Annotated in this window: 8 protein-coding genes; 4 read left to right on the top strand and 4 right to left on the bottom strand. The window is 51.4% G+C overall.

Going from position 1 to position 12,000, the window contains the following annotated elements; all coding sequences use genetic code 11:
- Positions 1-57: 57 nt before the first annotated feature.
- The 3 genes from WKJ03_RS02685 to cysZ form a co-directional block, all read right to left on the bottom strand.
- Positions 58-369, bottom strand: a complete 312-nt coding sequence (locus tag WKJ03_RS02685) for a hypothetical protein (protein WP_337840605.1) — start codon at positions 367-369, stop codon at positions 58-60.
- A 15-nt stretch (positions 370-384) separates the two neighbouring features.
- Positions 385-1,911 (bottom strand): P-loop NTPase fold protein, encoded by a 1,527-nt coding sequence (locus WKJ03_RS02680; RefSeq protein ID WP_337840604.1) that lies wholly within the window; start codon positions 1,909-1,911, stop codon positions 385-387.
- Positions 1,912-2,175: 264 nt separating this feature from the next.
- The gene (cysZ, locus tag WKJ03_RS02675; RefSeq protein ID WP_337840603.1) at positions 2,176-2,907 is read right to left on the bottom strand and encodes a sulfate transporter CysZ; all 732 of its coding nucleotides are present in this window, start codon (positions 2,905-2,907) and stop codon (positions 2,176-2,178) included.
- Positions 2,908-3,065: 158 nt separating this feature from the next.
- Between cysZ and smc the strand changes: the two genes are divergently transcribed.
- The 4 genes from smc to WKJ03_RS02655 all read left to right on the top strand — a co-directional run bounded on the left by smc (position 3,066) and on the right by WKJ03_RS02655 (position 9,918).
- Positions 3,066-6,473 carry a chromosome segregation protein SMC gene (gene smc / locus WKJ03_RS02670; RefSeq protein WP_337840602.1) on the top strand — a complete coding sequence of 1,136 codons (3,408 nt, stop codon included), beginning with the start codon at positions 3,066-3,068 and terminating at the stop codon, positions 6,471-6,473.
- Positions 6,474-6,492: 19 nt separating this feature from the next.
- Positions 6,493-7,314, top strand: a complete 822-nt coding sequence (gene zipA, locus WKJ03_RS02665) for a cell division protein ZipA (RefSeq protein ID WP_337840601.1) — start codon at positions 6,493-6,495, stop codon at positions 7,312-7,314.
- A gap of 90 nt (positions 7,315-7,404) precedes the next feature.
- Positions 7,405-9,435 (top strand): NAD-dependent DNA ligase LigA, encoded by a 2,031-nt coding sequence (ligA, locus tag WKJ03_RS02660; protein ID WP_337840600.1) that lies wholly within the window; start codon positions 7,405-7,407, stop codon positions 9,433-9,435.
- Positions 9,436-9,918, top strand: coding sequence for a DUF2919 family protein (locus WKJ03_RS02655; RefSeq protein ID WP_337840599.1), 483 nt, complete (start codon positions 9,436-9,438; stop codon positions 9,916-9,918). It begins immediately after the preceding gene.
- Here WKJ03_RS02655 and WKJ03_RS02650 read toward each other — a convergent pair.
- On the bottom strand, positions 9,905-11,521 hold the full coding sequence (locus WKJ03_RS02650; protein ID WP_337840598.1) for a response regulator: 1,617 nt from the start codon (positions 11,519-11,521) through the stop codon (positions 9,905-9,907). The genes WKJ03_RS02655 and WKJ03_RS02650 overlap by 14 nt on opposite strands.
- Positions 11,522-12,000: the final 479 nt, after the last annotated feature.

The following is a 12,000-nucleotide window of genomic DNA, read 5'->3' as shown; positions in this document are numbered from 1 at the left end:
TTTATCTACTTGTCCAATGTTGCACAAGCCAGTCAGCTTAGTTGGCTGGCTTTTGTTCTAAATTTCAGCGTATTTCTCTGCTGAAATAAAGGTTGTTTCGCCTTTGGCGAGATACTTTCTTTTATCTCGATAAAAGAAAGTATCCAAAGAAAACCGACCCCATGCGGCAGCGAAATCCCGGCTCAAAACCGTGCGGCCAAGGCGCCGGGACAACTCGCAAAGTGCTACCGCGCTTCGCTCAAACACTTCCCGACTTAAAACCTTGGCCACCCAATTTTGCCCGGCTTGCCGCCTAAGGGGAAAGTCCAGCATGACCACAGTTGTTAATTCCAGGCAGGCAGAGCATTCAGTTCTGACAAAACTATGCATCTCTTGGTAACAAATTCAGTTGGCGTCGGAAAACTGGCTTGTCAGCTCCAATAGTCGGTCTATCTGGCTTTTCAAAGTTGTTTTTGTTGATGGGTAGCGCTCAATTGTTTCATAGACCGCGATAGGTAGATGGCCAATAGGTTTGCTTTGTGGCTTGGATAATGTAGTGATTCCAAGGAACAAATGAAGGAAGCTTTGGCTTGTAAACTTCTTGGTGACATCACCTCGTTGATCAAATGGGTAAAAACTTGATATCCCGTCAGCAATTTTCATCCTAACCAAGGATTTCGCTGCGTGCGCTTGAATAAAGGCTTTGATTATTTGAGCTTCCTTTGGGTCTCTCGGCTCAATTGGAACTGAGGTAATGGATTGGTAGCTGCTAAAGCTTTTTTCTTTTAGCACGGCAATAGACACAAACGAAAAAAATGGCACTTGGCTCAGCTCTGTCTTCTTTAGTTCACAGACTAATGCCATGCGCGAGAGCCACTGTTTGATGGTGCGTAAACTTAGCTCCAAATCGCTGGCTAAACCTGCCAACAAAGTTGCAAATTGCTCTTCGGTGAGTTTTTCATAGATATCTTTGCTGTCAGCCTTATAGCTATCGTAAAGCGTTTTAAATTCCGACTGTACCTGCACGAAGTCATTGGCTGCAGGTAGCTCTAATTGAAAGCTGGCATTAAAAAAGCGCTTTAAATAGTTATAGCTGCCAAACTTTTCGCCATAGACCGCATTGATCGAATGCTGTAATTGCTCTGAATCGGTTGCGATTACGAAGAGAATATAGGGGATATCGAATACATGTTTAATTGCCTCTAGCACCTCTATAGCAAAAGTGGGTCGGCACCTGTCTAATTCATCCACAAAAATGAACACTGGGTAGCTTAAGCGCTCTGATGCAACGACCTTATCCAGTGATTTAGCAATTAAACGTTTCAGCTCATCGATTGCTTCATTTTCTTTACTCACGCTATCCAGAAGCAGACTGGTTGTTTTAGACGCCAATTCATCTACTGCGGATTTTTTACTTTCCCACTCCGAATTTTCCATCAGTTTTTCGAGATCGATACGACAGGTCGCCTTCACGAGTTCTGGTAACAATACCTTTGCCATGGCAAAGCCACGTGAGCGTTTGATATGTTCCAGCATGCCTTTAGCTTCTGGAGACTGGTCCTGAAGTGATTGAACAATGTGCTGCAATAAAATAAGTAACGGACTGTTATGGTGATCATATTTCCAGGCGTCTATGTAAACTACTGGGTTATGGCCTTTTAGTGACAAGTACCAACGTTTTAGGAACCAGGTTTTTCCCGTTCCCCAAGGGCAATTCAGATTCAGCACATAACCAATCTTTTTTAACTTTGCTAGCTCAGTGAGGAAACTAGCTGTCTCAGCTCTGTTTAGTTGGTCTGCGGGCAGTATTTCTGGTGCAAGCAGTAATTTTTCAGAACTGCCCGACCCTTCAATGCCTTGATAAGTGTTATTGGGGGAATCGCCAGATGGCCAGCAGATAGTTTTTGACCAGTTGAAAGATAGTTTAGTCATATGCAATCCGTGCGTTAATTTTTGACAAGTCTGCCAATTGATTCACTGCCATACAATAATGGCAGCGTTCTCAATTGTGCATCTTCAAATAAATGACCGAATAACCGATTTTGAAACGGAATAAAGGTACTACAAAAGCGAGAAAAGGTAGAGACCTAAGCAGCCCCTGTGAGGCAGGGAGCCGAACAGGAGCCCCCAGGGACGGGTTTACGGCGTGGCTGCGTGGGCTTTGCCTTTTCCGCTGCCACTGCGGCATCTTTCAAATCAGTTTTTGCGCAAATGCTGGCTGCGCAGTGGTTTGTAACGGTAGTGATCCACCCACATGGCGGTGGCACCGCAGACGGCAACCGGCATAATCAGCAGGTTAATCAGTGGCACCAGGCTTAGCAGGTACACACTCATACCAAAGCCCATACTGAGCTGCCACTGGTCACGTAACTCTTTACGCATGGTGGCAAAAGGAATTTTGTGGTTATCAAAGGGGTAATCGCAGTACTGCACCGCCAGCATCCAGCTGGAGAATAAAAACCACAGTAACTGGCCAATACCTGGCAACACCCAGAACAACAACAAGAAACCTATGGCACGTGGCAGCAAATACAGCAGCTTTTGCCATTCGCGTCCCAACAATCGTGGAATGTCTTTGGTAAAAGCCCATAACCCTTGATCGGGTAAAGGTTGGCCGGTCAGGTAAAGTTCGGTTTTTTCCGCCAGCAGGCCGTTAAAAGGAGCGGCAATAAAATTGGCGATCATGGTAAAGGTCAGTGCCATGGTCATCACAATAGAAAACAGCGCCAAAGGCCAGATCAGGTACTGCAAAAAGCTCAGCCAGTCCGGTAAAGTCGCCGCCACCTGGTCCACCCAGGCACCCAGTTGGCTCATCAGGTAAAAAAAGGCACTGGCAAACAACACCAGATTGATGGTCAAAGGTACCACCACATAACGCTTTAAGCCTTTGGTTTTAATCAAAGACAAGCCCCGCATCAGATACTGCATGTTCGCACTCCTGCTGAATTCTCTGATACAAAGCATAAAAAATGCAGCCAATACAGGCAAATACAAATCGTAACTGCAAGTTTCAGTAATGACAGCGCAAAGGTGCTTCTGTTACAGTTTCGGCAGAATGATGATGCTGTGCTGTGATCCAGGGACTGATGCGCCTAAAGCAAATAAAACTGGCAGGGTTTAAATCCTTTGTTGACCCGACAGCTGTGGGCTTTCCCGCCCAGATGACCGCTGTGGTCGGGCCCAATGGCTGTGGTAAATCCAATGTAATTGACGCCGTGCGTTGGGTACTGGGTGAAAGCTCGGCCAAAAACCTGCGTGGCGACGCCATGACAGACGTGATCTTTAATGGCTCCACCCAACGCAAACCTGTGTCGCAGGCGTCGGTGGAACTGGTGTTCGAGAACACCCAGGGCCGCTTGCAGGGCAGCCTGGCCGATCGCAGTGAAATCTCGATTAAACGTCTGGTGACCCGCGATGCCCAGTCCAGTTATTTTCTGAATGGCAGTAAATGCCGGCGGAGGGACATTACCGATATCTTCTTAGGCACGGGCCTGGGACCACGCAGTTACGCCATTATTGAACAGGGCATGATTTCGCGGCTGATTGAGTCCAAGCCAGCTGAACTGCGCATTTTTATCGAAGAGGCCGCCGGTATTTCCAAATACAAAGAGCGGCGGCGCGACACTGAAAACCGCATCAAACACACCCGCGAAAATCTGGACCGCTTAAGTGATGTGCGTGAAGAGCTTGGCAAAAACCTCGACAAGCTGAAACGTCAGGCGTCAGCGGCGGCCAGGTTTAAAGAGCTGAAAGCGCAGGAACGTAAACTCAAAGCCGAGCTGGCTTGCCTGAAATGGCTGCATTTTCATGGGCTGCAGCAGCAGAGCGAACAGGAGATCCTGGCCAAACAAACTGAGATTGAAAAATTTCAGGCCAGCCAGTCTGGTGACGAGCTGCAGGTGCTGCAACTCAAACAACAGCAGCAGACAGAGCGCGACCATCATCAGCAGACGCAGGCGCGCTATTACCAGCTTGGCAACCAAATTACCCGGTTAGAGCAAAACCTGCTGCATCAACGCCAGCAGCGTCAGCGTTTAAGCGATGAATTACGCAGCCTGCAACTGACGCTGGCAGACGTTGACGAGCATCTGGCGCTGCAACTGGCACAGCAACAGGAGCTGCAGGAGCAATTATTGGGGTATGCGCCGCAGCTGGACATCAGTGAAATGCAGTTGGAACAGCTGACCGAACAACTGGAGCAGGCCACTGAGCTGCTGGCTGAGCAGCAGCAGGGCCAACAGCAGCAACTGCATCAGCGTCTGCAATTGCAGCAGCAGTTGCAGCAGAATCAATTCCAGCAGCGCCATCAGCTGGAGCTGCAACAAACAGCCGCAGTGCGCTCTGTCGAACTTGAGGCGCAACTCGCTTTGCTGTCAGAGCAACAACAACCAGCAGAACTGGCCCTGCTGCGGCAAGAGCTGGAACTGCAGCAGGCGGCGTTAGCGGAGTTCAGTACGCAAATCAGCCAGGCTCAACTGGCTTTCGAACAGGCAGAACAGCACTGGCAGCAGCAACGAACCGACACACTGCGGCTGGAAAGTTCGCAGCAAAGCCTGCAACAGCAGCATCAGAAGCTGAAACAAAAGTGGCAGCAGCGCCAGCAACAAAGTGCAGAATTACTGGCTCAGCTAAAGCCGGACCCAAGCTGGGCGCTGGCTGTTGCCACGGCTCTGTCCGGTTTGCAGCAGGCCGGCTTAAGCGAGCAGCATCAGTCAGAACCAACGCAGGCCTATGTGCTGCGCCAGCCCAAGGACAAAACCCCGGGCACTCTGGCTGCTGTGGTCGATGGCCTGGTGCCGGATTACTTCAATCACATTCTATTGCTGCAAAGCCCTGATCAGCTGCAAACACAATTAAGCCAACTGGCGCCGGGCCAGTCGCTGATTTGTCAGGACGGCTGCTGGTTTGGCACCAACTGGGGCCAACTGCCACAGGACGAACAGGACAACAGCCTGGTACTGCAGCATCAGCTCAGTGTTCTTGAGCTGGAATTACAGCAGCTGGAACCAAAACTGCAGCAGCAACAAGCTGGCTTGCAGCAGGCTGAGCAGCAGCTGCAACAGGAAAAGGCCCGGCAACAGCAGTTGCAACAGCACAAAGACAGCCAGCAAGCGGCAGTGCAGCAACTGACGACCTCTTGCCTGCTGGCCGAGCAGCAACAGCGGTTAAGCCAGCAGCAGTTGCTGCAAACTCAGCTTGAACTGAGCAAAGCGCGGCAACAGGCAGAACAGAGTGCAGAGCAGCTGGACATGCTGCAGCTGCAACAGGATGAATTACAGCTGCAGCAGGAACAGCTGGCGGAGCAACAGTACCCGCTGGAGCAACAACTGCTGCAAAGCCAGCAGCAGGTTCAGCAGTTGCGGCAGCAGTACGATGCCTGCCGTCAACAGGTGCAGCAACTGAGGCTGGAGCAACAATCGGCGCAAAAGCAGCTGGAGTTTCAACAGCAAAGTCTGGAGCGGGGTAAGGCGCAACAACAGCAATTACAGCAACGGGCTCAAGTGGTCGCTGATCAACTGGAGGAACTGGCCGAACCCGACACTGACCCGCAGGAAGAGCTGCAGCTGTTGTTAGAGCAGCGCGCAGAGCAGGAACTTTTGCTGGCCGCCCAAAGTCAACAACTACAGCAACTGGATGAACAACTGAGGCAACTGGAGCAGGGACAACAAGGACTGAACCAGGTACTGACACAAAAACAACGTGAACTGGCTGATTTACAGTTGTCTGCCGAAGGCTACCGGGTGCGGGCCAACAATATGCTCGAACAACTGACTGAACTGCAGGTGAACTTTAAAGAGCTGTCCGAAAGCCTGCCCGCCGAAGCGGATGAAGTGCAGTGGCAACAACAACTGGAGAAAACCCAGGACAGCATCAGCCGCTTAGGGCCTATTAACCTGGCGGCTATTGACGAATTTGAACAGCAGGACGAGCGGAAAAAATACCTGGATGCGCAACATCAGGATTTAACCGATGCGCTGGATACCCTGGAAACGGCCATTCGGAAAATCGACCGGGAAACCCGCCAGAAGTTTAAAGAGACCTTTGAGCAGGTCAATGAAGGGCTGCAAAATCTGTTTCCAAAAGTTTTTGGGGGGGGCAGTGCCTACCTTGATTTAACGGAAGAAGATCTGTTAGAAACAGGAGTAACGATCATGGCAAGGCCGCCGGGGAAAAAAAACAGTACAATTCACTTGTTATCGGGTGGTGAAAAAGCGCTGACAGCTTTATCATTGGTGTTTTCAATTTTCCGGTTAAATCCGGCACCTTTTTGTATGTTGGATGAGGTGGATGCGCCGCTGGACGACGCCAATACCGGCAGGTTCTGCAACCTGGTACGGGAAATGTCTGAGACGGTGCAGTTTATTTATATCAGCCATAACAAAATTGCGATGGAAATGGCAGCACAGCTGATGGGGGTGACGATGCAGGAACCCGGAGTCTCACGTGTTGTGGCAGTGGATGTGGAAGATGCCGTGAAAATGGCACAGGCCTGAGAACTAAAAGGTAAAAGAGATGGCTGAAGAATTACGTTATGTATTAATTATTCTGGGTGTGACCGGTATTACGGCGCTGGCGTTGCATGGCTGGTGGACGGTGCGGAAAAACAATCAGGATCAACTGAATTACGAACCTGAAACGCCGGAAGAAAAAGCCGATGGCTTTGATGAATTTGGCGTGGGTAAAAAGCGCGTGCTGGCACCAGGTGAAAAGCCGCAGCCAAAACCTGCTCCTACTGTGCCGCCGAAAAGCAATAAATTACGTGAACCTGTGAAAGTACGGCGTGAGCCCGACCTGTCGGAACCTTCGCTGGATCTGGGCAGTTTTTCTGCAACTGACGAGCTGGATTTTACTGCTGAAGAGCAGGCGGATTACGACGCAGTGCAGGACGAGGCGCCACAGGCGCCAGCCAACGAAGTGCTGATCCTCTATGTGCTGCTGCCGGAAGGTGAAGAAATCAATGGTTCGCTGTTGCTGCCAAGCCTGCTGACCCTGGGTTTTAAATACGGTGAAATGAATATTTTCCACCGCTTCCAGGACAATGCCGGTTCAGGCGAGGTGTTGTTCTCTTTGGCCAATATGTTTAACCCTGGCACCTTTGACCTGGAAGACATCGACAAGATGAATACCCGTGGTTTAAGCCTGTTCATGACGCTGCCAGGACCAGGCGAAGCGCTGCAAAACTTTAACCTGATGCACAGTGCGGCGAAAAAACTGGCCGATGAGTTTGGTGGCCAGGTGCTGGACGGCCAGCGTTCTGTGCTGACAGTGCAGACTGTGCGTCATTACGTGGAAAAAATCCGTGAATTTCAGCGCAAGCAGCTGATCCACGGTTAATCCCGCATTGACCTTTGAATTGCACAGGCCCCGTTATGGGGCCTGTTTGTTTATCTGGCCTGTTGGCCTTTTGCCTACAAAGAGTTAACTATGACTTTAACTTCTGCCGCCCGGGCGCAGCAGTTACGTGAGCTGCTGGCCCACCATAACTACCAGTATTATGTGCTGGACAACCCGTCCATTCCGGATGTGGATTACGATGCCTTGTTTCGTGAATTGCAGCAGCTGGAACAGCAGTTCCCTGAGCTGGTGACCGCCGACTCCCCAACCCAGCGGGTGGGGGCGGCGCCTTTAAGTAAATTCGGCCAGGTGACGCATCAAATTCCTATGTTGTCGCTGGACAATGCCTTTGACGCTGATGATTTCAGTGCTTTTTACAAACGTATGGCGGATCGCATCGATTTTAACGGCGATTTCAGCTTTTCAGCGGAGCCGAAGCTGGACGGTCTGGCCGTCAGTATCCGCTATGAAGATGGTCGGTTGGTGCAGGCCGCGACCCGCGGTGATGGGTTCACCGGCGAAGATATCACTGCCAATATCAAAACCATCCGAGCCATTCCGCTGAAACTTTTGGGGGAGGTGCCCGCCGTACTGGAGGTCCGTGGCGAAGTTTTTATGCCGCTGGCGGGTTTTGAGCAGATGAACGCCAAAGCGCGGCAAAGTGGCGAGAAAGTTTTTGCCAACCCACGCAACGCGGCGGCCGGCAGCTTGCGTCAGCTGGACCCGAAAGTTACAGCCACCCGTCCATTAATGTTTTATGCCTATGCCATTGGCGCGCTGGACGATGAAAGTGGTTTGCTCAACAACCAGAGCCATTTTCAGCGTTTAATGCAGCTCAAAGCCTGGGGTTTACCTGTCTGCCCAGAAGTACAGCAGGTGCATGGCCTGGCGGCTGCTTTGGCCTATCAGCAGCAAATTCTGGCTAAAAGAGCACAACTGCCTTATGAAATTGACGGTGTGGTTTTGAAAGTGGACAGTCTGGCGCAACAACAGGCGTTGGGCTTTGTCTCGAGGGCACCGCGTTGGGCTGTAGCTTTTAAATTTCCGGCCCAGGAAAAAACCACCACTTTGCTGGATGTGGAGTTTCAGGTGGGCCGCACCGGTTCCATTACACCAGTGGCGCGGTTGGAGCCTGTGGTGGTCGGCGGCGTCACCGTCAGCAATGCCACCTTGCATAATCAGGATGAAATTAACCGGCTGGGCGTGCAGGTGGGCGACAAAGTGATTGTTCGGCGTGCCGGTGATGTGATCCCACAAATTGTCGCCGTGGTGCAGGAAGAGCGGCCAGCCGACGCCAAAGAAATCCTGTTTCCGCAACGTTGTCCTGTCTGTGATTCCGCCGTAGAGCGGGTTGAAGGCGAAGCGGTTGCCCGCTGCACTGGCGGCCTGTTCTGTGCGGCCCAACAAAAAGAAGCGCTGAAACATTTTGTCGCCCGTAAAGCGCTGGATATCGAAGGTCTGGGCGACAAGCTGATTGACCAGTTAGTGGAGCAGCAACTGGTCAAAACACCGGCTGATATTTTCCGGCTGGAGTTCAGTGCCTTGGTGGGGCTGGAACGCATGGGCGAAAAGCTGGCGCTGAAACTGCTGGCGGCTATAGAGCAGGCTAAACAAACCACCTTGCCACGTTTTATTTATGCACTGGGTATTCGCGAAGTGGGGGAGGCCACGGCCCTGAACCTGGCGAATCACTTTACGACGCTGGACGCAGTGCAGCAGGCCAGCCTGGAACAACTGCTGGCCGTCAATGATGTCGGCGCTGTGGTGGCCGGGCAAATTCAGCGCTTTTTTGCCGAACCACATAACCAGGCAGTGATTGCAGAGCTGCTCGAACTGGGTCTGCACTGGCCAGTGATTGAACCAAAGCAGCAAAGTGAGCAGCCATTGGCAGGTTTGACGCTGGTCTTGACCGGCACCTTGCTGGCGATGGGCCGGGACGAAGCTAAAGATAAATTACAGCGGCTGGGGGCTAAGGTGTCGGGATCAGTGTCAGCCAAAACCTATGCAGTGATCGCAGGGGACAATGCTGGCTCCAAACTGGCCAAAGCCACAGAGCTGAATATTCCGGTCTGGACAGAACAACAAATGCTGGATTTATTTACTGAGCACGGTCTTGCTTAAATGAAGCGGTATTTTGAGCTGGACGACCACGGCCTTGTGCGTATTCCCTGGATGTTTTATGCCCTGTTGCTGGTGTTGTTGCGGCCCTATCTGCTCTGGGTGGTGGTGCTGACCATGCGCGAAGGCGGTGACAGCATGATGAAGCTGGTTTACCCGCATTCAGAAGATTTTTTGCTGGCTTGCCTGATAGCTCTGCCTGCATTGGTGCTGACACTGGTGTTGTCACAACGCAAAGACAAAGGCTGGCGAGGGTGTTTTGTGCTGTGGCGTCACTGCAGATGGCCGCTGATGGCGACGGCCTTGCTGGACCTGGGCCACAGCCTGACGCATTTACCTGCCTTTGTCACTGTCACCGCGCCCTGGCTTTTGCTGGCTCCAATAGCGCTGGGTATTGGCTCCGTCTGGCTGCTGCGCAGTGACCGGCTTAAGCTGGTACTCAGCGAATGGCCGGAACCACCCGCTTCTGCGGCTAAATTGCAATAGATTCCCGGCCTTGCAACTGCTGCCAGCGTTGCTGCTGGTCCTTACTCAGTCTGGAGTTGACCAGCAGCATTTCACATTGCCGCTCCAGACGGGATGCCAGTTCATTGTCGAGCTGCACTTTCCCTGAACGCAATGCCTGCAGCAGATTGAGCGCAATACCTGCATTGGAAGGCATTACCTGAAATGCCTGTATAAAAGCCTGCAGTGCGTCTTGCCAGCGCCCTTGCTCGTACATGGCGACGGCGTTGTTATTAAATTCGCGCGGACCCATAGGTAAAGCGGCGCGTTCTTTTTGCTCCTGCTGCAGATAGCGGACAAACACCGGATCCATCCCGTGCTCTTGCTGGCTGTCCAGTGTCAACTGGCTCAGGAGCTGACGCGAGGCACTGAGTAAGCCCACTTCATGCAGGGCTTTGGCTTTATCCAACGCATCTTCCAGCCGCTCTGGCTGCGGCGATTTTTGCAGCTCCAGCAATAAGGTTTTCGCTTTATCAATTTGTTCCTTCAGGTAAAGCAGTCGGGCCTGTAACACCAGTTGCTGCTCTTCTTTTGGTTGATCAGGAAAAGCTTTACGCATACTGTTTAAGGTTTCATTGGCCACTTTGGACAGTCGGCTGCTTTGTTCTTCTTCGCTGGTGGTCAACGCATAATCTATGCAGGAACGCGCCAGGTTCAGATACAGATCCGGCTGTTCAAACACGGAATAACGGGCGAACTTCACCAGATCCCTGGCTGCTTTGTACTGGTTCTCATAGTCGTGGTTCAGGCGTGACAGGTTGAGCAGTTTTTGCTGGCGTAGCAGATTACGTGGGGCCAGCGTGGCGGCCTGCTTCAGTTCGGCCTGGGCTTTATCAAACAGATGTTGCTGCAGATAAATGCTGGACAACAGGTCCAGTGCCATCAGTTTGTAATCTGACTTTTTCAGTAGCAGCTGCAGCAGAGAAATGGCCTGGTTGAATTCCCCCCGCTCGACCAGGCAGCGGGCCAGCCCAAGCCGGGCCCAGGGGAGGGGCTCTCTGTCCAGAATCGCATCGTAAAACTGTTCGGCTTCCGCCCATCTGTTGCTGCTGATCAGAATTTCACCGCGGGTTTTCCTGAGCAGCGGAGCGTACTTTGGCAACGAATTTTGTTTTAGCCACTGATCAATCTGATGAATGGCCCCTACAGTCTTGTTTTGGTCCAGCAGTTCGTACAGGGGTTTCAACTGCTGCTTACGCAGCATGGTTCGTTCAATGCGGGTTTTTAAATCCTTGATTGAAAACGGCTTCACCATAAATTCGTCTGGCTGCAGTTCCAGTACGCTGTGTACCAGTGACGGGTCAGTGTCGGCACTGATAAAGATAAAACCCGTGCTGTGCCGGTACAGATTGCGGGCTTTGAGCTCCTGATACAGCTGATAGCCATCTTTGCCATCCAGATTAAAAGAGCAGATCACCAAGTCAAAAAACTTGTCCTGATACAAAGCCAGCGCACTGCTGGCATTTTCCGCATGGCTGAAACTCAGAAAGCCGAGCGTCTCCAGCGCAAAGCGCAGGTAGTTCTGTAAAATGGGTTGCTCATCCACAATCAGAATGCGGATATCGCGGCTCAGCTGCTCACTCATGCGTCTTTCAGGGGTTTTATCATTTCTATCAAATATAGATATTAAAGCGCTAATTGATGCAGCAAGGCCAGTAAAATTCGGTGAAATTTGAAAATTTTGCGAATTTAGGGATTGAGGTTAGTGAATTGTGAAAAATATGGTAGTGCGTAAAGCGGAATGGCAAGCTTTCTGAAATTACTTATTGGAACTTATGGTGGAGGGTACTGGGTTCGAGCCGGTGACACCCTTGTTGTTGTAAAGAGCGGGCGGTGCTTCACCGACCTTACACTATCACAACAAATTATGGTGGATGGTACTGGGTTCGAACCAGTGACAACCGTTTTGTCATGGAAAGCGGGCGGTGCGGCATCGCACTAACAAGGCAGCTAACAGTTTAAAATGTAGTTTTCGATTTAGATATATGGTGGATGGTACTGGGTTCGAACCGGTGACACCCTTGTTGTTGTAAAGAGCGGGCGGTGCTTCACCGACCTTACACT

This window comes from Rheinheimera sp., assembly GCF_037442525.1.
In the GTDB taxonomy this organism is placed as follows: domain Bacteria; phylum Pseudomonadota; class Gammaproteobacteria; order Enterobacterales; family Alteromonadaceae; genus Pararheinheimera.
Note: the sequence above shows the minus strand (reverse complement) of the source record. Positions and strands in the feature narration are given on the sequence as shown.

Coding starts and splice junctions, on each gene's coding strand:
- WKJ03_RS02685 (WP_337840605.1), bottom strand. CDS start 369: ATGCATAGTTTTGTCAGAACTGAATGCTCTGCCTGCCTGGAATTAACA.
- WKJ03_RS02680 (WP_337840604.1), bottom strand. CDS start 1,911: ATGACTAAACTATCTTTCAACTGGTCAAAAACTATCTGCTGGCCATCT.
- cysZ (WP_337840603.1), bottom strand. CDS start 2,907: ATGCAGTATCTGATGCGGGGCTTGTCTTTGATTAAAACCAAAGGCTTA.
- smc (WP_337840602.1), top strand. CDS start 3,066: ATGCGCCTAAAGCAAATAAAACTGGCAGGGTTTAAATCCTTTGTTGAC.
- zipA (WP_337840601.1), top strand. CDS start 6,493: ATGGCTGAAGAATTACGTTATGTATTAATTATTCTGGGTGTGACCGGT.
- ligA (WP_337840600.1), top strand. CDS start 7,405: ATGACTTTAACTTCTGCCGCCCGGGCGCAGCAGTTACGTGAGCTGCTG.
- WKJ03_RS02655 (WP_337840599.1), top strand. CDS start 9,436: ATGAAGCGGTATTTTGAGCTGGACGACCACGGCCTTGTGCGTATTCCC.
- WKJ03_RS02650 (WP_337840598.1), bottom strand. CDS start 11,521: ATGAGTGAGCAGCTGAGCCGCGATATCCGCATTCTGATTGTGGATGAG.